Below are 26605 nucleotides of genomic sequence, written 5' to 3' on the forward strand. Positions count from 1 at the left end.
GTGCCTCGTCGCGGGCACCCTCCAGGCCTGCCCTCGGCCTTTCCCCAGCGTGTGACGTCGTAAACTAACGCCGTTTACGACAACGGGGGCACTGCCGTGAAGACGACGATCATCCTGACCTACACGTTCACCCCCGCCTGGCTGGCGCTCTCCCGCGAGGAGCGCAACACCATGGCGGCAACTCATATCCACCCCGCGTTCGCCAAGTACGCGGACCGCGTCTCGGCTCGCTTCTTCGACGCGGAGGCGTTCACCACAGCGTTCTCCGACTTCGCGCTCCTGGAGACCGAAGACCTCCAGGCGTACTACTTCCTCATCGAGGAGTTGCGTGACTCGCCGCTGATCGCGCAGGGCTATCTGGTCATGAACGACATCTTCATGGGCGTCGAGGCCGGGTTCCAGGCGTTCGAGGCACAGACCGGCGGCGAGGCGACGCATGGCTGACACCTCCGCCGAGGCAGTGGTCCAACGCCCCGGGCCGACGGCGGAGCCGCCGTCCGGTGCGCTCTCGGACCGGCCCCGTACCTGGCCCCTCACCCTGCTGCGCGCCACCTCACTGCTGTTCGTGTTCGACACCCTGCTCCAGGCAGCCCTGGCCGGGCTGTTCATCACCGGTGACGTGCGTTTCCTCGATCTGCACGCGGCCAACGCGCAGGTGCTTGCCGTGCTGGTCCTCGTCGAGGCCGTAGCCGCGCTGCTGGTGTGGCGCTCGATGCGCGGGCCGGCCTGGCCCTTCGCGCTCACGGTGGGCCTGGTCGTGCTCGTCGGCGCGCAGATGGGGCTGGGCGCGGCCCGGATGCTGGGCGGCCATGTACCGCTGGCGCTGGGCGTGTTCGGGGTCGGCGTGGCGCTGTCCTGCTGGGCGTGCACGTACCAGCACGCGAAAGGAGAGGGCCGGTGAGCTCGCGTCGACGATTCATCGGGCTCTCGGCGGGTGCCACGGCCGGCCTCGCCATACCCGCCGGGGCGGTGGCGTACGAGCAGTGGGAGGGCGAGCGCACCGGAACCGTCCTGCCCAGCAGGATCCGTCCGCCCCGGCAGTTCGCGGTGCCCCTGCCCGTACCGCCACGCGCCCGCCCCACCCGCAGCGCCGACGGCACCGACTTCTACGACCTCACCCAGCGCGAGGCGGCCGTGGAGATCATCCCCGGTCTGAAGACGACGATCTGGGGCTACGACGGCGTCTTCCCCGGTCCCACCTTCACCGCCCGCTCGGGCCGCCGGATGCACGTACGCGTGCTCAACAAGCTGCGCGTACCCACGTCCCTCCACCTCCACGGAGGCGTCACCCCACCGCACTCCGACGGCTACCCCACCGATGTGCTGGTGCCCGCGCAGTGCGGCGCCGAGTTCAAGTCCCGGGGCATGACGCACGGCAACGCGGGCATGCACGCCCCCGCGTCCGACTGGACGGTCTCGGAGGGCTACAAGACCTACGAGTACCCGATGGACCAGCGGGCCACGACACTCTGGTACCACGACCACCGCATGGACTTCAGCGCCCCACAGGTCTGGCGCGGCCTGGCCGGGATGCTCCTCGTCCACGACCAGGAGGAGGACGCCCTGCCGCTGCCCGGCGGCGAACGGGACATCCCCCTGATGCTCTGCGACCGCTCCTTCGAGGAGGACGGCTCCTTCCGCTACCCCGGCAACTCGCCGTCCTGCACCGGCACCCCCGGAGTCGAACAGGCCTACATGGACGGCGTCCTCGGCGACGTACAGCTCGTGAACGGCGCACCCTGGCCCGAGGCCGAGGTCTCCGCGACCCGGCACCGCCTCCGCCTGCTCAACGCCTCCAACGCCCGCCGCTACCACTTGGTGCTGCGCCGGGAGGACGGCAGCGCGCTGCCCTTCGTGCAGATCGGCAGCGATGGCGGCCTGCTGGCCGCCCCCCAGCGGCTGACCGGCATCGCCATGGCCCCGGGCGAACGCCTCGACGTGGTCGTGGACTTCACCGGCTGCCCGGTGGGCAGCCATGTCACCCTGGTCAACACCCTGACGGACGGCCGCATGCGCCAGGTCATGCGCTTCCGGGTCGCTCGCAAGGAGAAGGACACCGGCAGCATCCCCGCCCGCCTCTCCCGGTACGCCGCCCTCCACCCCGCGTCGGCCGTCGCCACCCGGCACTTCGACTTCCGCCGCTCCGACGACGCGTGGACCATCAACGGCCGCCCCTTCAGCACCTCGGAGACCCTGGCCCGCCCCCGCCTGGGCACCGTGGAGCGCTGGCGGTTCACCAGCGACTTCCACCACCCCGTGCATCTGCACCTGGCCCACTTCCAGGTCCTCTCGCGCGGGGGCCGTACGCCCGAGCCCACGGACGCCGGCTGGAAGGACACGGTCGACGTCCGCCCGTACGAGGTCGTCGACGTCCTGGTCCGCTTCCGCGGCTACCGCGGCCGGTACATGCTGCACTGCCACAACTTGGAGCACGAGGACATGGCGATGATGGCGAACTTCCAGGTCGTGTGATCAGGCCGGTGAGCCGGAAGCCGATGCCGCGGACGGTGGCGATCCAGGCCGGCGGCCGTCGACGGTGACGCCCCTGGTGCGCCGGCTGATGGTCAGCGGGCCGAGGTGCTGGACGCCGCGCCGGACAACACCCGTGCCCCAGGCCTGGTGAGCCCGGGGCACGGGAGCGGGGCCGGGAAGGCGGCTCAGCTGACGCGGTGCGAGCGCCGTAGGCGGCGGACGCCGAAGCAGACGCCGAGCAGGGCGGCGACGGCCGTGGCGGCGGCGCCCGCGGTGACGGCTGTGCCGGCGGTCGGGTCGGACGCCCGCGGGGGCGCGGCCGTACCGCCGTAACCACCACCCTCGCCCGCCCGGTCGTAGGCCGACCCGGGGAGCTTGTCGCCGTACTTCCTGTGTACGAGGCGCTGGTAGGCGGCCAGGGTCACACCGCCCTTCCCCACGGCGCGCCGCGCGTCGGTGTCGAGAGGCAGCACACGGCCGTCGCGCACCACGTACCAGGCGTCGATCTGCGGTTCCCGGAAGACGGTTCCGAGGCCGTGCGCCTCGCTGACGTAGTCGGTCTCGTCACCGCCGGTCGCGATGTTCACGACCTTCCACCCCTTCGCCGTCCGCGCGGTCCACACCGACGCGACCTGGCCGTCCGCGCAGACCGCCTTGCTCGCGACGAACTGCCGGTCGGCGACAGGGGCGCCCGGGCGTCCGGCGACGAACCCCGGGTCGAGGAAGTAGACGGTCACCGACGGCCCGACCAGGTGCGGCCGGGCCGCGCTCCGCGCGATGGCGCCGTCGCGGGCGAAGAAGCGTGAGAGGGTGAGCAGGCTGGCCGGAGTGGACGCCGCCTCGCGCGCCTGAGCGGTGTCGGCGGCGGTGAAGGGCGCCGGGAAGCCGCCGGCGGCCACAGCATGGGCGGCGGCGGGGCTGAGGGCGCCGAGCGCAGTGGTGGCGGCGAGCACCACGACCGCCGCGCCCTTGCGGACAGGCCTGCGGACGGCCTTGCGGCCGGCGGGCGCGTGCCGGTTCGGTGATGTGCGGATCGGGGTCATGGGGGTCACGCTCCGATCCCGTAGAGCGAATGGGTCCACGTGAACGAGCCGTTGCTCACGTAGTAGTTGTAGTCCGCCCAGTTGTAGCGGTAGTTGGACGGCCACGGGTCGCCCCAGTAGACCTGGTTGTCGGAGGTGTCGTAGCCGTACAGCACATGCATGTGCCCGCCCCCGGAGCTCCACTCGATGCGCGTCTCGACGGGGCGGTTGGCGTTGATCTCGTTCTGCACGGTGCTGTAGCGCAGATAACCGCGCACGTACGTACCGGGGCTGATGCCCATCCAGTCGAGGGCGTTCTGCACGTCGTCCAGTGCCGCCTGCCAGTTGCCGCAGGTGCTGCCCTGGGGCCGGTTGAAGGCGGCGTCGCAGAACTGGTTCTGGGTGTAGTCGCGCCCGAACCACGACGCGATGGTGTTGCCGCTCGCCGCCCAGCACCAGTTGCTGTTCTGCTGCGCCTGCATGCTGATGTTCAGGCGCTTGGCGGCGGGAGCGGCGGGGTGAGCGGCGGCCCGGGGAGCGGCGTGCGGGGCCGCGTGAGCGGTGGCCGCAGGCACGAGGGCGGGCGTCAGGACGGCGACGGCCACGAGGACCGTTGATGCCAGCCGTCTACGCCCCTGAAGAGTAAGGGACATGGCGTTCCTCCCAGTCAGGGTGGGGGTGGAGGAGCGCGTCCGGACGCTGCGAGAGCAGCATCGATCTTTTGTCGGGGCTCGGTCAATGAAGTTATCCACAGGGCTGGCGGCAAAGTGAATTCCCCCCGTACCGTTGTGAACGCCACAGCAGGTACCAGCACGTGGCAGCGCATGTAACGCCCTGTTCCAGGACAGGGCAGTGAATGTTCACCGATAAACGGTCGGAGGGGGGCGGGGGGAGGGGAGGGGCCCATGGCAGCACACAGCGCCGATCGACGTGCCGTCCCGCGCCCCACCGCCCCGGCCCCAGGCTCGTCCCGCCGCCCCACCCCCGAGGCCGAACTCGCCGAAGCCCTGCGCACCGGCCCGTTCTCCGCCGCGCTCCGGGCCGCGCTTGCCGCACGGGGACTGGCTCTGCACCGTGTGCAGCACCGGCTCGCCCAGCGCGGCGTACGTGTCGGTGTGTCCAGCCTCAGCTACTGGCAGCGCGGTGTGCGGCGGCCCGAGCGGCCCGAGTCCCTTCGCGCCGTCACCGCGCTTGAGGAGGTCCTGGAGCTTCCCCCGCACTCCCTCACCCGCCTGATCGGCCCCCGTGCCACCAGCGACCACCCCCCGGCCCGCCCGTATCGCACCCTCCTCGAACCCGCCGCCGCGGTCGAATCGCTGCTGGCGAGCCTGGCGGCACCGGCGGACGGCGGGCTGCACACCGTGATCCACTACGAACACGTCCACATCGGTGCCCATCGAGAACTCGCCGCCCGTGACTCGCAACACGTCGTACGGGCCCACCGCGATGGCGTCGACCGCTATCTCGCCATCTATCACGGCGACCCGGGCTGCGACGCGGAACGGGTACGGGTGCGCGGTCTCGGCAACTGCCGGGTCGGGCGGGTCCGGCGGCACGGCGCATCGGGGGTGATCGTCGTCGAGCTGCTCTTCGACGGGCGGTTGAGAGTCGGCGAGACCGCCGTCCTGGGATACCGCTTCGAGGACGGGACCGGCGCGCCCAGCCATGAGTACGTTCGCGGCTTCACCTACGGGGGCGGCCAGTATGTCCTTGAGGTCGGCTTCGACCGCGCCGCCCTGCCCGTCCACTGCCGCCGCTTCGCCCGTCCCTCGGCGACCGCCCCTCGCGAGGCGGTCGCCGATCTGACGCTGAACGCCCATGGCTCCGTCCACCTCGTGGAGCAGCAGATACGGCCGGGGGTCCTCGGCATCACATGGGAGTGGGACTGAAGCGGCCGTGGTCTCCTGGAGGACGTCGCCTTCGGCGGACGGGTACGTGTGCCGCGGTTCCCGGAGCAGCGGATGGCCGGGGCCGGATCGGTGTCCGCGATGCCGGTGATGGCGCGGGCGCATCCGCGGCCCGGCGCTGCACCCCAACGCCTCGTCCGGGACTGCGGAACCGTCTTCGCCACCGAGCCGGATCCGGAGCCGGTGCCGCGGGCGCCCTTTCGGGCTCACAAGCGGACCGTGATCACTTCCGGGTGCTGACCACCACGTGCGGTCAGGGCAGCCTGCCAGACCTCGGTCAGGTGAGGAGGGATGAGGCCGCCGGTCACCATGCTGTCCGGGGCGCAGAAGCGGTACTCGCTCAGCTCCTCCTCCTGCAGGGTGATCGCGGCCTGGTCCTCGGAGCTCAGAACGCCGCCGTCGAAGACGTAGAGCACCTGCGCTCCGCGGCCGGGCACGCTGATCCATGCGTGGACCAGCAGGCGGCCGATGGGCGGTGTGATGCCGAGTTCCTCGCGTACCTCGCGGGCGGTCGCGTCCTGAGGGGTTTCGTTCCGGTCGATGTCGATGGCGCCACCGGGGAGGTTCCAGAAGTCCTTGTACGTCGGATTGACGATGAGGATGTCGCCGTCGGCATTGGAGAACAGCGCGCCGGCCGAAGCGGTGAGGGCGGGAAAGGGAGGGTGCATGGTCAGGTCCTGGTGGGGTGGGGGACAAGCGGGTATCGGAGGAACCCAGGTGCTGCCCGGTTGGTACAGGACGAGCCCGCCCGCGCCGAGCACCCTGTAGCGCCGGGGCGGGTGACGCCTCGCCGGCCCGCGGCCCCATGAAGTCCGGTCCTGGTCCGGTTCGGGGCGGGGAAGAACACCGCTGTCAGGCACACCACGGTGGCGATTGAAGCATGGGCGGACTGGGGGCGTGAGAGGGGCCACGGTGAGCCTGCGCAAGCCATCGTGCCGCACCGGAGGGTCCAGGGCGCTGGCAGCGCATCGGGAAGGTCGAGCGCCCCCGGCGCACAACCCCGGCGTCCTGTGCGCGTGTGCGCCGTGCGCCGGACGGGTGTCACGGCCTGGACGCTCGTATCCCGGCGGGAAGGCCTTCTGGCATATGCCACTGCGGGTGCTGCCCCGGCCACGGGAGGGCCGCGCCCCGACGCGCCGAGCCCGAGGACGGTACCCATGCGCACGAGGATGACCAGGCACCTGGAGTCCGTCCTCATCGAGGCCGCCGTCGGCGACGAAGCCGCACCGGTGCGCCGGCCGGTCCTTCCGCCGGAGTTCAACTGGCGCGACTACACCGTGCTGCTGCTGCACATCGCCGCGGAGATCGAGCACTCCCTGATGGTGCAGTACCTCTTCGCCGCGTACTCGCTGGGCGGACCACAGGTCCCCGAGCACCTGCGTGCAGACGTACGGCGATGGCAGGAGATCGTCCTCGGTATCGCGAAGGAGGAGATGGGCCACCTGCTCACCGTGCAGAACCTCCTGATCGCACTCGGCAGCCCGGTCAACCTCAACCGGGAGGACTACCCGTGGGGCACGGACTTCTATCCGTTCCCGTTCACGCTCCGGCGGCTCACCCAGGAAACGCTCGCCCGGTACATCTGCGCGGAGAGCCCGCCCAACTGGACGGGCGAGGAAGCCGAGCGGATCCGGCGGCTGGCCGCCGGCCAGCAGGGCGCACCGGTGAACCGCGTGGGCGCCCTCTACGAACGGCTGGCCGACATTCTGGGGGATCGCGATCGCATCCCGGATGCCGCCTTCCAGGCCGATACCCTGCCCTACCAGGCCTCCTGGCACGAGTGGGGCCGCGGCTACACCCTCGGCGAACGCGGCCGGGACGCCGGCAGCGTGCCCGAGACGCAGTCGCCCGACCTGCTGATCATCGGCGTCTCCTCGCGGGACTCCGCCCTGAACGCGCTGAAGCAGATCGGTGATCAGGGCGAGGCGCTCCCTCCGATGCAGGCGCCTCTCCCCGCGGCCGGCAGCGCGGCCGGCACGGATCCGCAGGATCTCTCCCACTTCTTCCGCTTCCTGACGATCTTCCGCGAACTGGACCGGCTCGACCCGCCCGACCAGGACACCGTCGCGCGGCGGGTGGCCGAGAACCCACGCACCGACCACCGGCTCAACGAGGAGACCGTGGCACTGATCCACACGCAGGCCCTCGCACCGGACCAGTCGCGCCCTGAGGTCAACCCCATCACCGATCCCGAGGCCGCACGCTGGGGCCACCTGTTCAACCTGCGCTACCGCATGCTGCTGACCGACGTGGCACACAGCTTCCGTCTGACCGGCCCGCTCGACAACGGCACCACCCTGACCGCGCGCGGATCGCTGATCCACCGGGCATTCGGGGAGATGTACAACCTCCGGGCCGTCGCCGGAATGCTGCTCCAGCTCCCGCTCGACCGCGAACGGGCCGACGGCCTGCTGGCCGGTCCGCCGTTCGAGATGCCGTACACGCTGGACCTTCCGGCGGGCGACCGCAACCGGTGGCTGCTCCAGCGCGATCTCACCGAGGCCTCGCTGCGCGCCGTCGACGACCTGCTCCAAACGAGGCTGAGGCCGGAGGGCGAGGCGTACCTGCGCGCGCTTCGCGAGACCGACGTCCAGGCACGGAAGTTCGCCGAACGCGTGCTGGCCGAGCGCTGAACACCCCTCGGCAACCGACCGACCACCGACGAGGAGAGAGCGTGGCCATCAAGGAACTCCGGATCCTGCCGCCCCTGGCGATCGGCCGCCTGGGCTCGGCCGCCCGGCCGATGGACAACTACGAGGTACTGGTGGACCCGGACCGCCCGTTGGCGCCCCGGCAGGTGCAGCCGGCCCCCACCTTCCATGTGGATCCGGACAGCGGCGCCATCACCTCGGCCGAGACGCCGCCGGCACTGCGCTTCACCGAGGACGGCCAGGTCCGGCCGGTGGCTCCGTTCCTGGAGGTCTGGGCGCTGACCGCGCAGCCGGACCGGGAGGACGTACTGGAACCGCTGACCCTCGACCTGCTGGCCCGTCACGGACTCGGGCCCGAGGACGTGCGCTGGTCGGTGCACGTGGCCAACCACAAGATCCACCGCAGGACCGGCGACGAGAACGACCGCATCGATGCGCGGGTCGGCCCCGTCAACGACCACGCGGTGCACCCGCTCAACGGCACCTGCCCGAACTTCCTGGCGGGCAAGGCACTTCCGCTCGGGCATGTCCGATACCTGAAGCCCACCCCGGAGTTCCCCGGCATCCGGCTGCGCTTCACCCCCGCCGCCGGCCGCGTCTACGGCTCCAGCCCCGCCTCCCAGCCCGACCCGAACGTGGTCGACGCGCTGTACGACGCCAACCGGGGCACGTGGCTCGGCTACCACGACCCCAACGACCCCCGGGTCACCCAACCGGCCGGGATCTATGCCGGTGTCGCACAGGGCGACGACTGGGTCAGCTCGGGCTACCTGGACGACGAGTGCGACGGCCTGGTCAGGGCCGAACTCACCATCGACGGCACCCTGCTGAGCGCCTACGGCCGGATCGGCGCCGGCCCGCCGGCCTACGCTCCCGACAGCTTCCCGGTACGCGCCGTCGCGGACGAGCTGGAGCAGGCCATGTTCGGCCCCACGGTCGCCGCCGACCAGGTGTCGCCGGAGGCCGCTGAGGAGGTGGTCCGGCGTGCTTTCGACACGGTCCGGCTCATGAACACGGCCGTGCTGAACGGCAACACGGTGAACGGCCAGGTCCGCAACGCCTCCACCATGGTCGACCAGGACACCGTCGACACCGGCCGCCTGTACGAGCCGATCATGGCTCCGTCGCTGGTCGACCGCAGCGCGCTGCTGAGCCTGCACCAGCAGGTGCTCACCGGCTTGCGCAGCGGCACGGCTCCTTGGTTCGCCGACGTGCTGCGCGACTTCGACGAGGTCGGCGACCTGTCCAACAAGGGGCGGCGCAAGATGCCGGCTCTGATGCGCGGTGCGGACGGCCGCTCCCTCGCGCTGACGCGCCGCCAGGTCGACCTCGTCCGCAAGGCCGCCCAGCGGGCGATCTTCACCGACAACGGCCCCGCCGCCACTTCGACCTCCGACCCCGAGGAGCGGGGATGACCGAGCCGCAGCCCATCACCTCGATCCGGCCGAGCAACCTCTCGGCGCAGTTGCACTACCGGGCACCCGGTAACCCGCCCAGTACCCTGGCCGCCTCCGCCATCTCCAACGCCTTCCCCGGCCTTGAGTTCGACTTCCGGAACATCTGGCGCCGCATCTTCGAGGGCATCGAGCTGCACGAGGCGGACAACCTGGTGGTCCGGGCCGATCCGGACCACCAGGAGCTGGAGGGTTGCCGGTTGCTCCGGGTGGCCGGTGAACCGATGGTCGGCGACCTGCTCGGCCCGCAGCTTCCCAGGAGCGCGCCCCGCAGGCTCACCTCGGCCGGTAACCCCGACGGGGTGACGATGCTGGAATGGTCCAACTCCCTCGCGAAGGTCCTGGACGCCCATGCCGGTCAGCCGGTGGCCTGCGAGTTCACGATGCAGCCGAGCGACAACCCGGTGGGCATCCCGGAGGACCCGGCCGAGCTCCGCTCCGTCGACTTGGTCATCCGTCCCTTGTTCGCCGTGAGCGAGGCGACCGAGGACCGGACGGCGGTGATCGACGAACAGCTGGTGCAGCCCGGCGACCTCACCCGCAGCCTCTGCTCGCCCTGGCAGAACGACTACCGCGAGTGCGCCTGCTACTACTGGGCCGCCAGCCGGCCGGACTACGTCAACGTGGACGTGGACGAACAGGGTGTCAGCGTCGGCAACAACTGGCTCTCGGTGCATCGGGAACCCAAGGAGTACGTGCTCGACAACGGCCGGGACACCCGCCTCCTGACGTACGACAACCTGTTCCGGGAATGGCAGTCGCACCTGCGATTCATCGTCGGCGGCCGGGACTACCCGGACGATGGCCGCCCCACGGACCACTCCTGACGAGGCCTTGTCCGATGAACCCTTCCCTCACCCCACCCACGACAGGGGCGCCGGCCCGCGAGCTGTTCGAGCTGTCCGCCCCGGTCAGTCCCGACCTCCACCTGCTGCGCACCGAGGTCGGCCGGCACGCCCTGGTGGTCAACGGCAACCGCCTGTTCGACCTCGACGCGGACAGCTACCTGGCCCTCGACCGCGCCCGGCACGCCGGCGACGGCTCCGGGTTGTCCCGCTTGATGTCCGAACTCGGGCTGGACGCCCCACCGCTGATCGACGACCGGCCTCCCGCCGAGCCGCCGGTGCGCGCCCTGTCGCTCTCGGTGGCGCAGAAGTGCAACCTGGGCTGCACCTACTGCTACGCCCAGCAGGGCAGCTTCGGCGGGACACCCACCAGCATGTCGCCCGAGACCGCGCTCACCGCAGTGGACCTGCTCTTCCGCGACGCCGCACCGGGAGAGCGGGTGAACCTGGCCTTCCTCGGCGGTGAGCCCCTGCTCAACCGGCCCGTGGTGCACGCCGCCACCGAACACGCGGTCCGGCTCGCGGCGGAACGGGATGTGCCGGCGACCTTCTCGATCACCACCAACGGCACCACGCTGACCGCCGCGGACGCCGACTTCTTCGAGCGGCACGGCTTCGCGGTGACGGTGAGCCTGGACGGCACCAGGGAGGCGCACGACTCACTGCGGCCCTACCGGGGCGGACAGGGCAGCTTCCGGAGGGTGATCGCCAACGTGACCCCGCTCCTGGCGGCGCAGCATCGGATGCAGGTCTCGGCACGGGTGACGGTGACCCCGCACAATCTCGCCCTGCGGGAGACCCTGGACGCGTTCGTCGGACTCGGCTTCCACAGCGTCGGCTTCTCGCCCCTGCTGAACTCCCCGACCGGCCGGGGCGAACTGTCCGCCGAAGACCTTGAGCTGATGCTCGATCAGATGGTGGCATGCGGCGAGGAGTTCGAACGGCAGGTGGTCGCAGGCCGCCGCTACCCGTTCGCCAACCTGGCCAACGCGCTGCGTGAGCTCCACCGGGGCACTCATCGCCCCTATCCCTGCGGGGCCGGCGCCGGGTACCTGGGCGTCTCCGCGGAGGGCGAGCTCGCCGCCTGCCACCGCTTCGTGGGCGATCCCAGGGGCGTGCTGGGCAGCCTCGACCGGGGCGTGGACCGTGCGCGGCAGCTGACCTGGCTCGCCGAGCGGCATGTGCACCGCCAGGAGCCGTGCCGATCGTGCTGGGCGCGCTATCTGTGCGGCGGTGGCTGCCACCACGAGGTGATCGACCGTGGCCGCCCCGCCTGCCAATACATCCGCGGCTGGCTGCACTACGCCCTGGGTGCGTACCACCGGCTGCTCAGCCGCAGGCCCGACTGGTTCCGCCCCGCGCCTCCCGGCGGGACACCGGCGTGACCGACGGCGCAGAGCCCGCCCGGCGCATCCACACCGAGGTCTGCGTCCTCGGTGCCGGACCGTCGGGTGCCCTCTGTGCCCGGCGCCTGACCGAACTGGGCCACCGGGTACTGCTGGTGGAGCGGCACCCGTTTCCGCGTCCGCACGTGGGGGAGGCGCTGACTCCGGCCGTCCGGCCGCTGCTGGACAGCCTCGGGCTGCTGCAGGCCGTACGCGACGCGGGCTTCGTCGCCCCCGCCTGGTCGTGCGTGCGCTGGGCGGACGAGCGCGTGCGCCGGGTCCGTCCGCCGGCCGGCGCGAGCGGGTTCACGGTCTGCCGTGCACGCTTCGACCAACTCCTGCTGGACGCCGCCCGGTCCGCCGGCGTCACGGTGCTCCAGCCCGCCCGCGCGCACCGGCCCCACCGCCTCGACGCCGGCTGGGAGGTGCCGCTCACGACGCCCGAGGGGCCCCGGAGCCTGCGCGCGCGGTTCCTGGTCGACGCCACCGGACGGGCGCGGGTCCTCGGCGGGCGGGTGACCCGTACGGACCCGCGGACGGTCGCGCTGTACGCGGCGTGGCGCGTCGGGACCAGGAGAGTCCCGCCGACCTGCCTGGAGGCCGGACCGCACGGCTGGCTGTGGGGCACGCTCCTGCCGGGCGAGGAGTACCGGGTCATGGCCTTCACCGACCCCGAGCAGCTGCGCCGCTCCGGCGTCCACCGCTCCTCGCGGGCCGATTTCCTGCGAGGCCTGCTGGCCGGCTCCGAGCTGCTGCGCGAGCTGGCGGCGGACCGGCCCGCGAGTGCGGTGGCGGTCTGCGACGCCACCGGTTACCTCGATCCCGACCCCGTTGCCGAGGACCGCATCAGCCTGGGCGAGGCGGCGTTCGCGATCGACCCGCTCTCCTCCTCAGGGGTGGACAAGGCTCTGCAGAGCGCCATGGCCGGGGCGGTCACCGTGCACACCCTGCTCGGTGCGGGCGGTGACCGACGGGCCGCGCTGGCCTACTACCGTGACAGCCAGCGCGCTTCGGCCGAGCAGCACGCGCGCTGGGCCGGCGGCTACTACGCGGAACATCTGCCATACCGGGGCAACGACTTCTGGCGCCGCCGCTCCCGGCCGCTCCCGGACCCCGGACGGGAAGCCCCGCCCCGCCCCGGCCTCGCCGCCCTCATGCACCGGCGGGTACGCCTGGCACCCGCCGGCCGGCTGACAAGCACCCCGTGCGTGGTGGGCGACCAGGTGGCCTTCCGCCCCGCGCTCGTCCATCCCGCGCTGCCCCGGCCGGTGGCCTATCTCGGCGGGCACGCGCTCGCCCCGCTGGTCGCGTCGCTGCACGGCGGGCACACACTCGCCGAGACCCTGCGTGCGTGGAGCCGCACCATGCCGGCCGACCAGGCCCTGACCGTGGCCACGTGGCTGCACGGACAGGGCCTGCTGGCGCCCCAGCCGTAGTCCGACACCGGACGTCGATTGCTCCGCTCTGGTGACGGATCCCCAGTCGGGTAGTGCTCAGACGACTGAGCGTCAATCAATAGTTCGTACTGTGTACGTTCCATGCCCTGAGGGTGGCCCATGACACAACCGCAGACCCCGGCTGGCCCTGTCAAGCACGTGGTGTTCCTGGTTCAGGAGAACCACACCACGGACAACTACTTCCTCTCCATGGCGGCCTACGGCGCCAACATCGCCACCGGCTGGCCGGTCTCGCCGAACCCCCCGCTGTTCGACCCGCCGCACGACCGGCACGCCTACTACCGCTGGCTCACCCAGTCCACCAGTGATCATGTCCAGTTCGACACCACCTCGGTGCTGCCGTTCTACGCCTGGCTGGCCGCCAGCGGGGCGTTCCTGGAGAACCACTGCTCCGGTTTCGGGACCAACTCGACACCGAACCACCTGCTCATCGTCGGCGGCCAGTCCCCAACGCTGCGCAACCCCCGCCACAACACCCAACCGGTGTGGGACCTGCCCTCCCTGCCGGGGCTCGCCCAGGACAACGGCCTGAGCTGGAAGGCCTACACCGGCGCCACCGGCTACCCGGTCGAGTTCTACCAGCAGCTCAAGGGGTCGGCGAACATCGTCCGCTCGGCCAAGCCGTCGCAGCAGTTCCTCAACGACGCCGCCAACGACTCCTTGCCGACGCTCGCCATGGTGTGGCACGACGAACCGTTCGACGAGCACCCGACGGCGGACGTATCACTCGGCATGGACGCGGTCTGGCAGGCCGTAGACGCGGTGGTGCAGGCCGGGCGGTGGAACGAGACGGTCTTCTTGCTGACCTGGGACGACTGGGGCGGTTTCGACGACCATGTCGCCACGCCCAACGTGGAGTACACACCGGACGGCGTCCAGTTGGCCTATGGCCCCCGGGTACCGCTGCTGATGTTCGGCGGTCGGGTCCGCCCCGGCATCGACAGCCGGTGGTGCTCGCACGTCAGTCTCCCCAAGACCGCTTTGCAACTGCTCGGTCTGCCGCCACTCGGTGTACCCCGGGTGGACAATGACGGCGGCCTGGCGGACCTGGTCGACCTGGCCGGGGGCGGCGGCACGATGCCGCAGCCGCCCGCCTTCGGCAGCCAGATCAGGCTGCCGGCCCCGCCGCAGCCGACGCCGCAGCCGGCGCCTTTGCCGCCCTCACCGGTCGCAGGTCCGAAGCTCGTGGATGAAGTGATCCTGCGCGATGGCACTTCGCTGGGCCGACCGCGGGATGTGCTCATCAGGACCCACTGACCAGCCGAAAATTGAAGCCTCTACGTTTGAACCGTCCACCACGGCCGGTCCTTGACAATATGTCACCCGGTGGAAGGATGGAATCGGCGGCATATGCCACATCCCATGAGGGTGAGGTGAAGAATCACCTCACGCCCAAGAAATTCTGAACACTCCTCCCGGTCGGCCGGTTGTCCCGCCGACGTCGGGGGTCCTCGTCCCGCGGGTCGCGAGAGGACCACAGTCATGACCAAAGAAAAGCCGCACAGCGCGGTGGTACCGTCCGTGAGGGACCCCATACGGATCGTTCCACTGAGCGTCGAAGAAGAATTTCTTCGCCCGATCGAAGGCGCTCCCCCCGTCACTGTCCCACACCTCAGGTATATGGGCGGTCCGATCCTCAGCTCTGTCAAGGTGTTCACCGTCTACTGGGGGGCGGACTGGGGGGGTAACCGTTCTCTGTTCGACACCGCTACGCAGCTGGACGAATTCTTCGACTTCGTGCTGAGCAGCGAGTTGATCGACGAGCTGTCGGAATACAGCGTCAACGGGCAGCAGATCCGACACGGTCGCCGGATCGGCAGAGCCATTGTCACCGCACCCAGGCCGAAGACGGTCGTCAGTGACGCCGCTGTCCAGCACATGCTTCAGCAGGAGCTCGTCGCGAACCCCGATTTCCCGGTGCCGGACGCAAACACCCTGTACTTCGTGTACCTGCCCCCGGGTATCACCGTGGTGCAGGGCGGATCCCGCTCCTGCCAGGCGTTCTGCGGCTACCACAGCGATATCGGCGGGCAGATCTTCTACGCCGTCATGCCGTACCCCGGCTGCCCCGGCTGCCTGGGCGAACTCGGAGAGCTCGACGCTCTCACCTCCACCAGCTCCCATGAACTGTGCGAGGCGATCACCGATCCGGTGCCCGGACGCGGCTGGTACGACGAAGAAAACGGTGAAATCGGCGACATTTGCGCCTGGAAGACCCGCAAAGTCGGTGACTTCACCGTTCAGAAGGAATGGTCCAACAAGAACGAAGGCTGCATCTGAGTCACCACGCGACGGGGGTCCCGCCCCGGACGGGGCGGGACCCCCGTCACACCCGTACTGGGCGGGACCCCGTCACAGCCTGATGACCGACACGGTGTCGGCGAAGAAGTTGGTCACGTAGAGGTGGGTGCCGTCCGGGCTGACGGCCACCCCCCGGGGTGCGCCGCCGACCGGGATCGTCCCCACCACTTCCTCTCGGCCGGGATCGATCACCGACACGCTGTCGAAGGGGAAGTGGGCCACGTACACCCGGTCTCCGTCGGGGCTCACCGCCACACCGTACGGGCCTATGGTGACCGGGACACGGCCGAGCAGCGCCTTGTCCGCGATGTCGACGATGGACACCTGGTCGGAGAAGTAGTGGGTGACGTACAGAGTCCGCCCGTCGGGGCTCACCGCCACGCCGACCGGGAAGTCCAGCCCGGTGAACGTTCCGAAGTCCCCTTTCGCGAACGCGTCGGTGACGAACACCCGGTCTTCGAGGGCCAGCGCCAGATAGACGCGCCTTCCGTCGGGGCCGGCTGCCACCCCGTACGGCGCATGGCCGAAGCCGCTGCCCTGCTCATCGTCCGGAAGGTGGATGACGAACAGCGTCTCGGTCTCCGGAACCGTGACGTGCAGTGTCCGTCCGTCGGGATTGGCCGCCACGCCGTACGGGCCCTCGCCGACCGGGAAGGTGGCCACCACCTCCCCACGGGAGAGGTCGACCTCCGACAGGGAATTCCCCTTGAACTCGGTCACGTACAGGCGGGTCCCGTCCGGGCTCACCGCCACGCTGTGCGGGCTGTGCCCGACCGGGATGGTGGTGACCCCCTTCGCGACCGGGGGCGCGGTCTCGGCACGGGGCACCAGCCGGTTCCTCTGCCGGGCCGCATCGAGAAGGCGCTGCAACGGCGGGTCCATGTGTGCCGCTGCCAGTTCCCGACTGTCGCGTTCGATGGTCATGGCATGTCCTGGCTGCTGGGGGACGGATGCGCGCTGGTCACAGGCTGCTCAGGAACGGCAGCGAGGGCATGAAGAAGTACTCGCCGCCCTTCATGGTCACGGCCTGGGCGGGAGCGGGGACCTCCTGCGTCCCGTCCTCTCCCCAGACCAGCGGCCAAGCCTGAGGAGGCCGGCTGCCCTGGCCGATGACCGGGTCGCGGCCGGGATCGGGAGGCGAGTCGTGTGCGGGGAATCCGGTGTTGTTCGCCCACAGTTGCTGCACGAACTCGAACTGCTGGTCGATCTGGGAGTTGAACGCCATGAACAGCAGGCCGACGCCGCTCTCCGGGTCGACGCCCGGCGTCCGTTCCCCGTAGGTCTGTCCGCGCCGCGCCATCAGATGCAGCTTCTCCACCTCCGGATCCTGGAACTTTCCGGACCCGCGTGGGTTGGTCTTGCGGACGTGAGCCTGGAACGGGCACTTGTGGGCGGCGGCGTCTTCGCCGTAGGTGAAGTTGTTCATCACCGGCGTGTGTCCTATGGCCTTGGGCTGGAGAGTGAGCGGGGTGCCGTCCCTGAAGCGGCCGACGAACATCGCACCGGCCCGCGCGCGGTCGTCGTTGGTGAGATTCAGGGCATTGGCGAGCTCTTCCTCGGCCGCCTTGAAGGCCCGCACGTTCTGTTCCAGCTTGCGCAGCACGAAGTAGCTGCCGAAGTCCGTGCCGGAGTCGGCGGTCCCCGGGTCCGCGACCAGCACCCGGCCCAGCGGCAGGAACGGATCCCATACGTCGGTTCCGTCCATCGTGTCGCGCTCCGCCTCCAGGTCCTCGGCGAGGAACAACGGCAGGCTGCGCCCGTCGACATAGCCGAACTGCTCGATCGCGCGGCCCGCGTCATCGCGCTGGGTCTGGCCGGTCTCTTCGGCGATCACGGTGATCGAATCGGTGAGCAGCGCCTTGACCTCGGCGAGCCGGGCGTCGGCAGGGTCGGGATCGTGGTCGCCCACCAGGACGACGGCGTGGATGTCCTTCTGGTACTCCTGCTGCCACTGCTCTTTCTTGGGATCGCCCAGGTGGGCCACGGAATCGGGGTGCTTCATCCCCTTCTTGAAGACCTCGTCGTGGAACTCCACGTCATCCAGACCCAGCGCCTGGTAGCCCAGCTTCGACAGCCCCACGCCGACATAGGGGGTGCCCTTCGTGTCGTGTTGGTTGAACGCGTCCGCTTCTTCGAGTGCCGTCTTGGCCGACTTCATGAGGGGGACCAGACCGGACAGGAAGGCCCGGCCCGCGGACGCGTCGGCGAACTGGAGGATCAGGATGTGCAGACGGTCGCGGACGTGCCCCTTCAGGATGTTCGGCTGCAAGTGCTGGAGCATGGTGTCGTCGTCGCCGGTGGCGTTCTTCCACGACAGCGGTGCTGTGTTGTCGAGGTTCACGGGCATGTCAGCCCCCTTTGTCGATATTGCGGCACCTTTTTTCAGTCTGCTGAAGGGAGCTGGAATATGCGAATTGATCGAGGCCCTGGCATGTGCCGGTGCGCGGCACCACCGGTCACGGGTGACAAATTGAACGGTGAAAATCTCGGTTGACAGGAAAAGTACTTTGTTTCACCGGAACGATTTGCGAACGGGGTGGGCGGGATAAACACTTGACGTGTACGAACCTCTTCGGAAGGACGAACGATGAGGTACGAGATATCGGCCCGGAGTGTCCGCACGCCCGCCGCACGGCCGGCGCCCTCGCGCAAGGGGCGGGACGCGACGACGGCAGGAGCTGTCGTGGATGGCCGGCGGCGCGGGTGGGTCCCCCCGCGGTTCGCGGAGTTCGAGACGCCGCACGAGGTCACGGCGTACGCGGGCCGTAGGTAGCCGTCGGCCGGTGTCGAGGGGGCCGGCTGGGAGGATCCCGATGGACATCACCACGCCGCCGCGCACCCGGCAGGAGTTCGAGGCAGCACTGCAGGCCCTTTCCGCGCAGTACTGGGACAAGCATCCGTTCCACTCGCGGCTGCACGACGGCGCGCTCACCGAGGACGAGGTGAGACGCTGGATCGCCAACCGCTGGTACTACCAGAAGTGCCTGCCGCAGAAGGACGCCGCCATCCTCGCCAACTGCCCCGACATACAGGTGCGGCGCAGATGGGTGGAGCGGATCCGGTACCAGGACGGGCGGGACGACACCGGCAGCGGCGGACTGGAGGAGTGGCTGGCGCTCGCCACCGCGGCGGGCATGAAGCGGGCCGAAGTGCTGGACGAACGGCTCGTCCTGCCCGGTGTCCGCTTCGCCACCGACGCCTATGTCCACTTCGCCCGGGTCCGCCCCTGGACGGAAGCGGTGGCCGCCTCGCTCACGGAGCTGTTCGCGCCCGAGCTGATGCGCACCCGTCTGACGGCTCTGCGCGAGCACTACCCCTGGATCCACTCCAGCGGCCACCAGTACTTCGACCGCCGGATCGAGGCCGCCTCCAGTGACGCCGCCCATGCGCTGGACCTGGTGCTGGAGAACTGCACCACGCGCGAGCGGCAGGACGCGGCGCTCGCCGCCCTGGAGTTCAAGTGCGGGCTGCTGTGGAGCATGCTCGACGCCCTCGACCGCGCCGCCCGCGCGGAGGGCTGATGAACGGCGTACCGGCCCGGTGCTGGCGGCTGCGACGCGGGGTCCGGCTCGGTCACGACCCGGTGCGGCAGACACCGGTGCTGCTGCACCCGGAGGGCGTCCTGCTGCTCAACGAGACAGCGGCCGCGATCCTGCGCGTGTGCCAGGACACCGCCGGCGCGGCCGAGATCGCAGACGTACTGGCGGAACGCTACGACACCGTGGACACCGGGGAGGTCGAAGCGTTCCTGACCGCGCTCGCCGCGCGCCACCTGCTGGAACCGGTCATACCGGCGCGGGCGCCGGCTCCGGGCGGCGGCGCGGGCCCCGAGACCGGCAGGCACCGCGGTGGCTGAGCACACCCCCCGGCCGCTGGGCCTGCTGGCCGAACTCACCTACCGCTGCGGCCTGCGCTGCCCCTACTGCTCGAATCCGCTGGCCCTGGACACCTATGCCGACGAGCTGACGGCCACTCAGTGGTGCGCCGTGCTCGACCAGGCGCGCGCACTGGGCGTGCTGCAGACGCACCTGTCCGGAGGCGAGCCGCTGCTGCGCCGGGACCTGCCCCGCCTCGTCGCACACGCCCACCGCCTCGGCCTCTACGTCAACCTGATCACCGCCGGCCTGACGCTCTCGCCCCGCCGGGCGGGCGAGCTGGCCACCGCGGGCCTCGACCACGTGCAGCTCAGCTTCCAGGACGCCCGCCCCGGCGGCGCGGACCTCATCGCGGGCCGGCCCGCCCACCGGCGCAAGCTGGCGGCCGCGGCCGCGGTGAAGCAGGCGGGGCTGGCCCTGACGGTCAACGTCGTACTGCACCGCGCGAACATCGACCACATCGACGCTCTCGTCGCCCTGGCGGAACGCGTCGGCGCCGACCGGCTGGAGCTGGCCAACACCCAGTACTACGGCTGGGCGCTGCGCAACCGCGCGGCGTTGCTGCCGACCCGGGCCCAACTCGTGGACGCCGAGCGAGCGGTGCGCGCGGCCCGGTGCCGTACCGGCTCGCGTCTGGACATCGTGTACGTGGTCGCCGACTACTTCGAGGACCTGCCCAAGCCGTGCATGCACGGTTGGGGCAGCCGCCAGCTGACGGTCGCCCCGAACGGTGATGTGCTGCCGTGCCCTGCCGCGGGCCGCATCCCGGGGCTCGGTGTGATGAACATCCGTCAGGCCGACCTGGCGTCCATCTGGTACGACTCGCCGGCCTTCAACCGCTTCCGCGGCACGGACTGGATGCGCGAACCGTGCCGCAGCTGCCCACGCCGGGAGCTGGACCACGGAGGGTGCCGCTGCCAGGCGTTCGAGCTGACCGGGGATCCCGCGGCGACCGACCCCGTGTGCCGTCTGTCGCCACACCGCCCACTCGTCGACCGGATCGTGGCCGAGTCGGAGACGACCGGGGCAGCCGGCCGGCCAGTGCCCGTGGTTCCGCGAGCGCCCGGCGGCAGACCTCCGAAATGATCCCTGGTCCAGGAGGCGCGTGCCCACCGCACCGACGGCCGTCACGCCAGGACCGAACCAGAAGCGAGGCACAGATGGTCACCGTGCAGCCCGTCCTCGGCACCACCGACGACACCACCGTCTCGATGAACAACCTGCGCACCGGCTGGGACGCCGACCAGCCGGGCCTGACACCCGAGAAGGTGAGCGCCGCCGACTTCGGACGGCTGTTCACCACCACCGTCGACGGCCAGATCTACGCGCAGCCTCTCGTGGTCGGCACCACCGTGGTGGTCGCCACGGAGACCAACTCCGTCTACGGCATCCACGGCGTCACCGGCGCGATCCAGTGGCACCGCACGCTCGGCCCGCCCTTCCCCTTCGATGCGGTCTCCAACTGCAAGGACCTCAAACCCAGCATCGGCATCACCAGCACACCGGTCTACGACCCCTCGACCGGCCTGGTCCATCTCACCACCAAGGTCAACGACGGGCCCGACACCAAGCACCCGCACTGGTACCTGCACGCACTCGACCTCGCCACCGGCGCCGACCACCCGGGCTGGCCGGTGACGATACAGGGCGCGCCCGCGAACAACCCGGCGAACGCCTTCGACCCGTACACCGCCCACCAGCGCCCGGGGCTGCTCCTGCTGGACGGGGAGGTCTTCGCCGGTTTCGGCTCCCACTGCGACCGCGGATCCTACGTCGGCTACGTGGTGGGCGTGCACACCACCACCCGGGCCATCCGGATGTGGGCGACCGAGGACGCCACCAGCGGTGCGGATGCCGGCGTGTGGATGAGTGGTGGCGGCCTGGTCTCCGACGGTCCGGGAAGGATCTTCTTCTCCACCGGCAACGGCATCTCACCGGCTCCTGGTCCGGGCCACCCCGCCCCCGGCAACCTGGCCGAGTCGGTGGTCCGCCTCGGCACCGCCGGTACGGGGCCACTCACCGCCCAGGACTTCTTCAGCCCCAGCGACGCCGACAACCTCGACGCGATCGACCAGGATCTGGGCTCGGGGGGCCCGGTCGCGCTGCCCTCCCCGCCCTTCGCCGGCGCTGACCACCCCCACCTCATGGTGCACGTCGGCAAGGACGGCCGGGTGTTCCTCCTCGACCGCGACGACCTCGGCGGCCGTGCCCAAGGCCCCGGTGGGACCGACCGCGTGCTCGGTGTCACCGGCCCCTTCAGGGGAGTCTGGGGGCACCCGGCGGTCTGGGGCGGCGGCAGCGGCCGCGTCTACGTCGCCGAGAACGACGGCCAGCTACGTGCCTACGCCTTCGGGCTGTCCGACCTCCAGGAGCCCGAACTCACCCCAGTCGGCGCCAGCAGCGCCGGCATCGGTCACTACCCAGGCTCACCCGTCGTGACCTCGACGGGCACCCAGCCCGGCTCCGCACTGGTCTGGGTCATCTGCCCTGGCGGACCGTTGGACGACAACTCGCTGTGCACCGACGCACAGCTGCGCGCGTACGATGCCGAGCCGGAAGACGGCGTCCTGCGGCTGCGCTGGTCCGCGCCCATCGGCAACTCCACCAAGTTCTCCGTACCCGCCGTCGGCGGCGGTCGCGTCTACGTGGGTACCGGGGACGGCAGGCTGATCGCCTTCGGCCGGCCGTCCGGCTCCCCGCTCACCGGAAGCTTCGTCGATCTGGGCAGCGTCGGCGTCGGCAGCAGCGGGCAGGCCACCGCCACCGTGACCGCCTCGGACACGGTGACCGTGACGGCGGTGACCACCGAGCCGCCGTTCTCCCTGCCCTCGCCGCCCCAGCTGCCGGCCACCCTGCACCCCGCCGAGCAGTTCGCCGTACCGGTGTCCTTCACCCCCACGGGCCCGGGCGGGGCGGTCGGCTCCCTCAGCTTCTCGACCAGCGTCGGCGGAACCACCGAAACCGTCGGTCTCGGGGTGTTCGGCAACGGCACCAAGCCCGGGTTCAGCGCGTCCCCCTCCGTGGTCACGTTCGACCCCGCCGACGCGCTGAACGTCGGCGACCGTATGACCCTCGGCGTGATCATCACCAACACCGGCACCACCGCCGACACGATCAGCACCACTGGAGTACCCGCGGCACCGTTCCACACGGGTGATCTGCCCCAAGCGGTCTTGCTGCAGCCGGGCGCGTCCCTCGCCATCGCGGTCACCTACGCCCCCACCACCCCCAGCCCGCCTGCCGGCGACACGGACCGTCTCACCGTCACCGGCGCCAGCGGGCTGTCGGTCACCGTGCCGCTCCGGGGGAGAGCCGTCGTCGGAGACCGGAAAATCTCCGTCACGCCCTTGAACCTGGACTTCGGACAGGTCCCGGTCGGCGGCTCACGCACCCTCGACTTCCACGTCAGGAACAGCGGCACCCTCACCCTCACCCTCACCCTGGCCAAGGCGCCCACCCCGCCCTTCAACGATCCTCACCCCCTTGCCGAGGGCCAGCGGCTGGGGCCCGAGAGCGACCTCCACCCGGCCGTGGTGTTCGCACCCACCGCCACCGGACCGGCCAACGGCCAATACACCATCAACAGCGACAGCAAACACCCCATAGGCAAGCAGATCGTCAACCTCACCGGTACCGGCGTCCCCGGCGGGGCCGTCCCGGGCCCGGCCAGGGACTCCTGGTCCTTCAACGGCAGCGCCGCCCTCTCGGGCGCCGACCTGGTGCTCACTCGGGCGGCCCCGAACGAGACCGGATCCGCCCTGCACACCGTGGCGGTGCCCACGGCCGGGCTGCGGGCCGAGTTCTCCGTGGAGATCGGCGGCGGCACGGGCGCCGACGGACTCGCCTTCGTCCTGCTCGATCCCACCGCGACGCCGCAGGCGCTGGGCGCGGGAGGCGGTGGCCTGGGGTGTTCCGGGCTGCCCGGAATCGCCGTCACGCTCGACACGCACCGGAACACGAACGATCCCTCCGCGAACTTCCTGGCGATCGCCACAGGCGGCACCGGCGACGCCCTCACCTACGCCTCCACCGCGACGGGAATCCCCGATCTGCGCACCGGTACCCACGACGTGCACGTCACGGTGGCCAACGGCCACCTCCAGGTCGACCTGGACCACGTGCGGGTGCTGGACACCGCCGTCAGGGTGCCGACACCGGCCCTGGTCGGCTTCACGGCGGCCACGGCGGCCCTGACCGACATCCACCTCGTCCGGAACACAGCCATCGTCTGCTGAGCTCCCTTCTCGGGAACGACCTCACGTCGACGGTCGGATAGTGGTTGGCCGCCCGGAAACGATAGAAAGGGTGTATGCGTGAACTTTCGGGTCAAACCGGGCGCGAGGTGCCTCATGCGTCCCGGCAGACCCCTCGGCCCGATCGCTCCCCTCCAGGAGGAGAGGAGCGGCCGTCGGGCTCGCTGCTGAGCGTGCACAGCCTCGCCGGCCAGGTCTTCCTTCTGCAGCTGGCGGTCGTGATGCTCCTCGTGGCAGCCACCCTGGTGGCGCTCGTGGTACAGGCGCGAAGCGATGTCATGGCGGACGCCCGGCAGCGGACGCTCACCACGGCGCAGACGTTCGCGAACGCCCCGGGGACCGCGGCGGCGCTGAACAGTGCCGACCCGAGCAAGGTGTTGCAGCCGCACGCCGAGGCGGCCCGCAAGGCCGCAGGCGTGGAAGCCATCATCGTGTACGGGCTGAACGGGCTCACCCTCACCCACAGCGACCCGCACCAGATCGGCAAACACGTCATCGGGCCCTACGCGAAGGCGGCGAACGGCAAGCCGTTCACGAGTACCTTCCAGGGGTCCCTGGGGCTCTCCGTGATCTCGGCGGTTCCCGTCAGGGGGCGCGACGGCTCGGTCGTCGGCATCGTCTCCGTCCCCGTCACGGTCGAGACGGTGCAGCACAGGGTGAACCGGCAGCTGCCGGTCCTCTTCGGCGGCGCCGCCGCGGCCCTGGCCGTCGCGGCAGGCGGGGCGGGCCTGGTCAGTCGGCGGTTGCGGCGCCAGACCCATGGCCTGGGGGCGACCGAGATGACGCGGATGTACGAGCACCACGACGCGGTGCTGCACGCGGTGCGGGAAGGAGTACTGATCGTCGGCGGTGACGGCCGGCTGCTGCTGGCCAACGACGAGGCACGGCGGCTGCTGGACCTGCCGGCGGACGCGGACGGGCGGCACATCACCGAGCTGCGGCTGGAGGACGACCTCGCCGGGCTGCTGGCCTCGGACCGCCCGGCCACCGACGAGGTGCACCTGGCGGGCGACCGGCTGCTCGCGGTCAACAAGCGGCTCACCGCACCTCACGGGCCGGTCGGCAGCGTGGTGACACTCCGGGACACCACGGAGCTGCGGGCACTCTCCGGCCGCGCGGAGGTGGCGCGTGAGCGGTTGAAGCTGCTCTACGACGCCGGACTGCGGATCGGCACCACGCTGGATGTGAAGCGCACAGCCGAGGAACTGGCCGAGGTGGCGGTGCCCCGGTTCGCCGACATCGTCACCGTCGAACTGCTGGACCCGGTGCTGCGCGGCGAGGAGGCCCCCGGCGCGACCGCCGTGACCACCGAGCTGCGCCGCAGCGCCGTCGCCGGGCTGGACGCGGACGACCGCGTCCAGCCCGTCGGCGAGCTGATCCGGTTCGCCCCCGCCCACCCCGTCGCCGCGGCGATGGCCGAGGGCCGGCCGGTCCTGATCGGGGACCTGAGCGCCGCTGCCGGCTGGCGGACCCAGCACCCCGAACATACTGGGAGCATCCTCGACCGCGGCATCCACTCCCTGCTCGTGGTTCCCTTGCGGGCCCGCGGCGTGGTGCTGGGAGTGGTGGACTTCCGGCGGGCAACGGGCTCCCCGCCGTTCGAGGAAGAGGACGCGTCCTTCGCCGAGGAGCTGGCCGCCCGGGCAGCGGTGTGCATCGACAACGCCCGCCGCTACACCCGCGAACACACCATGGCCGTCACCCTGCAGCACAGCCTGCTGCCACGGGGGCTGCCCGAGCAGTCCGCCCTCGATGTGGCCTACCGCTACCTGCCGGCCCAGGCGGGGGTGGGCGGGGACTGGTTCGACGTGATCCCGCTGTCCGGCACCCGGGTGGCGCTGGTCGTGGGCGATGTCGTCGGTCATGGTCTGCACGCCGCGGCGACCATGGGCCGGCTGCGCACCGCCGTACACAACTTCGCCAGCCTGGACATGCCCGTGGAGGAGCTGCTGGGCCGGCTGGACGAACTGGTGGCCCAGATCGACGCCGAGGAGGCCGCCACCGCGGAGGACGGGCAGGGCCTGATCACCGGCGCGACCTGCCAGTACGCCGTCTACGACCCCACCTCAGGGCAGCTGGTTGTCGCCACCGCCGGCCATCCGGGCCCGGCGGTGGTCCGGCCGGACGGGACCGTCGACTTCCCCCGGCTGCCGATCTCCCCACCACTGGGACTCGGCGCAGGCCTGCCGGTCGAGACCGCCGAGCTCGCCGTGCCCGAGGGTTCCCGGCTGGTGCTCTACACCGACGGCCTGATCGAGGACCGAACCCGGGACCTGGATGCCGGTCTTGCGGCCCTGCGCGATGCTCTGACAGGGTCCGATCGCACGCCGGAGGCCACCTGCGCGGCGGTGATGCAGGCCATGCTGTCCGACCGGCCCAGGGACGACATCGCGCTGCTGGTGGCCCGCACGCGCCGCCTCGGACCGGCGCAGATCGCCGAGTGGGACGTGCCCCGTGAACCGGCGGCGGTGGCCCCGGTGCGCGCCGCCTGCGCCCGCCGGCTGACGGAGTGGGGGCTGGAACACATGGCCTTCACCGCCGAACTCGTCCTCAGCGAACTGATCACCAACGCCGTCCGCTACGGCAGCGAACCCATCGCCGTCCGGCTGCTCCGCACGGTGCCGACCAGCGGCCCCGCCGCGGGCACCCTGATCTTCGAGGTCTCCGACGGCAGCAGCACCTCGCCCCGCCTGCGCCGGGCGAAGCCCACCGACGAGGGGGGCCGCGGACTCTTCCTGGTCGCCCGGTTGGCTGAGCGCTGGGGGACTCGCTACACCCCCACCGGCAAGGTCATCTGGGCGGAACAGCCCCTCCGCCACGGCGCCGCGCCGGAGCGGGAGGAACTCGGCGAGATCCTGCTCGGCCAATGGGACGACACAGCACTGTGAGGGACGCCTGCCCGTCCCGTTCCGCGGGAGAGGCGGGCTTCACGGGAGGGCGTCCGCCGTCGCGGCGGCCGGGTACCCTGGCGTCGACGACCATG

General features: G+C 70.9%; 21 protein-coding genes. 16 read left to right on the forward strand and 5 right to left on the reverse strand.

The features are described 5' to 3' along the window. The first annotated feature begins 96 nt into the window (after window positions 1-96). The 3 genes from ABT171_RS34255 to ABT171_RS34265 are packed head-to-tail and all read left to right on the forward strand — an operon-like array spanning window position 97 to window position 2472. A complete protein-coding gene (locus ABT171_RS34255; RefSeq protein WP_351250305.1) occupies window positions 97-444 on the forward strand; it encodes a darcynin family protein in 348 nt (115 codons plus the stop codon). Beyond that, on the forward strand, window positions 437-901 hold the full coding sequence (locus ABT171_RS34260; RefSeq protein WP_351250306.1) for a hypothetical protein: 465 nt from the start codon (window positions 437-439) through the stop codon (window positions 899-901). The genes ABT171_RS34255 and ABT171_RS34260 overlap by 8 nt, the downstream gene beginning before the upstream one ends. Then, the gene (locus tag ABT171_RS34265; protein ID WP_351250307.1) at window positions 898-2472 is read left to right on the forward strand and encodes a multicopper oxidase family protein; all 1575 of its coding nucleotides are present in this window, start codon (window positions 898-900) and stop codon (window positions 2470-2472) included. Before ABT171_RS34260 ends, ABT171_RS34265 begins: the two co-directional genes overlap by 4 nt. A gap of 185 nt (window positions 2473-2657) precedes the next feature. Here ABT171_RS34265 and ABT171_RS34270 read toward each other — a convergent pair whose 3' ends face one another. Together ABT171_RS34270 and ABT171_RS34275 are read right to left on the reverse strand one after the other, a co-directional pair. After that, window positions 2658-3515 carry a hypothetical protein gene (locus ABT171_RS34270; RefSeq protein ID WP_351250308.1) on the reverse strand — a complete coding sequence of 286 codons (858 nt, stop codon included), beginning with the start codon at window positions 3513-3515 and terminating at the stop codon, window positions 2658-2660. Window positions 3516-3520: 5 nt separating this feature from the next. Continuing rightward, the gene (locus tag ABT171_RS34275; protein WP_351250309.1) at window positions 3521-4147 is read right to left on the reverse strand and encodes a papain-like cysteine protease family protein; all 627 of its coding nucleotides are present in this window, start codon (window positions 4145-4147) and stop codon (window positions 3521-3523) included. A 252-nt stretch (window positions 4148-4399) separates the two neighbouring features. Here ABT171_RS34275 and ABT171_RS34280 point away from each other — a divergent pair, with 252 nt between their 5' ends. Further along, complete coding sequence (locus ABT171_RS34280; RefSeq protein WP_351250310.1) at window positions 4400-5383, forward strand: hypothetical protein; 984 nt, start codon at window positions 4400-4402, stop codon at window positions 5381-5383. Window positions 5384-5607: 224 nt separating this feature from the next. Here the strand turns inward: ABT171_RS34280 and ABT171_RS34285 are convergent, their stop codons facing one another. Next, window positions 5608-6069 carry an NUDIX domain-containing protein gene (locus tag ABT171_RS34285; RefSeq protein ID WP_351250311.1) on the reverse strand — a complete coding sequence of 154 codons (462 nt, stop codon included), beginning with the start codon at window positions 6067-6069 and terminating at the stop codon, window positions 5608-5610. Window positions 6070-6558: 489 nt separating this feature from the next. Between ABT171_RS34285 and ABT171_RS34290 the strand changes: the two genes are divergently transcribed. The 7 genes from ABT171_RS34290 to ABT171_RS34320 all read left to right on the forward strand — a co-directional run bounded on the left by ABT171_RS34290 (window position 6559) and on the right by ABT171_RS34320 (window position 15473). Continuing rightward, window positions 6559-8034 carry a ferritin-like domain-containing protein gene (locus ABT171_RS34290; protein WP_351250312.1) on the forward strand — a complete coding sequence of 492 codons (1476 nt, stop codon included), beginning with the start codon at window positions 6559-6561 and terminating at the stop codon, window positions 8032-8034. Between the two features lie 41 nt (window positions 8035-8075). Beyond that, window positions 8076-9467, forward strand: a complete 1392-nt coding sequence (locus ABT171_RS34295) for a hypothetical protein (protein WP_351250313.1) — start codon at window positions 8076-8078, stop codon at window positions 9465-9467. Continuing rightward, entirely contained in the window at window positions 9464-10333 is an 870-nt protein-coding gene (locus tag ABT171_RS34300) for a LodA/GoxA family CTQ-dependent oxidase (protein WP_351250314.1), read from the forward strand. The genes ABT171_RS34295 and ABT171_RS34300 overlap by 4 nt, the downstream gene beginning before the upstream one ends. A gap of 14 nt (window positions 10334-10347) precedes the next feature. Then, window positions 10348-11736 carry a radical SAM/SPASM domain-containing protein gene (locus ABT171_RS34305; protein WP_351250315.1) on the forward strand — a complete coding sequence of 463 codons (1389 nt, stop codon included), beginning with the start codon at window positions 10348-10350 and terminating at the stop codon, window positions 11734-11736. Next, window positions 11733-13172, forward strand: a complete 1440-nt coding sequence (gene qhpG, locus ABT171_RS34310) for a flavin-dependent monooxygenase QhpG (RefSeq protein WP_351250316.1) — start codon at window positions 11733-11735, stop codon at window positions 13170-13172. The genes ABT171_RS34305 and qhpG overlap by 4 nt, the downstream gene beginning before the upstream one ends. 120 nt (window positions 13173-13292) lie before the next feature. Continuing rightward, the gene (locus ABT171_RS34315) at window positions 13293-14450 is read left to right on the forward strand and encodes an alkaline phosphatase family protein (RefSeq protein WP_351250317.1); all 1158 of its coding nucleotides are present in this window, start codon (window positions 13293-13295) and stop codon (window positions 14448-14450) included. Between the two features lie 225 nt (window positions 14451-14675). Then, complete coding sequence (locus tag ABT171_RS34320; protein WP_351250318.1) at window positions 14676-15473, forward strand: hypothetical protein; 798 nt, start codon at window positions 14676-14678, stop codon at window positions 15471-15473. Window positions 15474-15545: 72 nt separating this feature from the next. On the opposite strand, the gene ABT171_RS34325 is transcribed toward ABT171_RS34320, so the two are convergent. Further along, the gene (locus tag ABT171_RS34325; RefSeq protein WP_351250319.1) at window positions 15546-16418 is read right to left on the reverse strand and encodes a YncE family protein; all 873 of its coding nucleotides are present in this window, start codon (window positions 16416-16418) and stop codon (window positions 15546-15548) included. 37 nt (window positions 16419-16455) lie between these two features. Beyond that, entirely contained in the window at window positions 16456-17841 is a 1386-nt protein-coding gene (locus ABT171_RS34330; RefSeq protein WP_351250320.1) for a Dyp-type peroxidase, read from the reverse strand. Between the two features lie 466 nt (window positions 17842-18307). Between ABT171_RS34330 and pqqC the strand changes: the two genes are divergently transcribed. The 5 genes from pqqC to ABT171_RS34355 all read left to right on the forward strand — a co-directional run bounded on the left by pqqC (window position 18308) and on the right by ABT171_RS34355 (window position 26510). Next, window positions 18308-19015 (forward strand): pyrroloquinoline-quinone synthase PqqC, encoded by a 708-nt coding sequence (pqqC, locus tag ABT171_RS34335; protein ID WP_351250321.1) that lies wholly within the window; start codon window positions 18308-18310, stop codon window positions 19013-19015. Beyond that, on the forward strand, window positions 19015-19350 hold the full coding sequence (pqqD, locus tag ABT171_RS34340) for a pyrroloquinoline quinone biosynthesis peptide chaperone PqqD (RefSeq protein ID WP_351250322.1): 336 nt from the start codon (window positions 19015-19017) through the stop codon (window positions 19348-19350). Before pqqC ends, pqqD begins: the two co-directional genes overlap by 1 nt. Further along, a complete protein-coding gene (gene pqqE / locus ABT171_RS34345; RefSeq protein WP_351250323.1) occupies window positions 19343-20455 on the forward strand; it encodes a pyrroloquinoline quinone biosynthesis protein PqqE in 1113 nt (370 codons plus the stop codon). The genes pqqD and pqqE overlap by 8 nt, the downstream gene beginning before the upstream one ends. A gap of 74 nt (window positions 20456-20529) precedes the next feature. Beyond that, the gene (locus tag ABT171_RS34350; RefSeq protein ID WP_351250324.1) at window positions 20530-23604 is read left to right on the forward strand and encodes a choice-of-anchor D domain-containing protein; all 3075 of its coding nucleotides are present in this window, start codon (window positions 20530-20532) and stop codon (window positions 23602-23604) included. Window positions 23605-23795: 191 nt separating this feature from the next. Further along, entirely contained in the window at window positions 23796-26510 is a 2715-nt protein-coding gene (locus ABT171_RS34355) for a SpoIIE family protein phosphatase (protein WP_503077641.1), read from the forward strand. Window positions 26511-26605: the final 95 nt, after the last annotated feature.

Origin of the sequence: Streptomyces sp. NPDC001851 (assembly GCF_040297165.1) — a bacterium.
GTDB lineage: Bacteria > Actinomycetota > Actinomycetes > Streptomycetales > Streptomycetaceae > Streptomyces.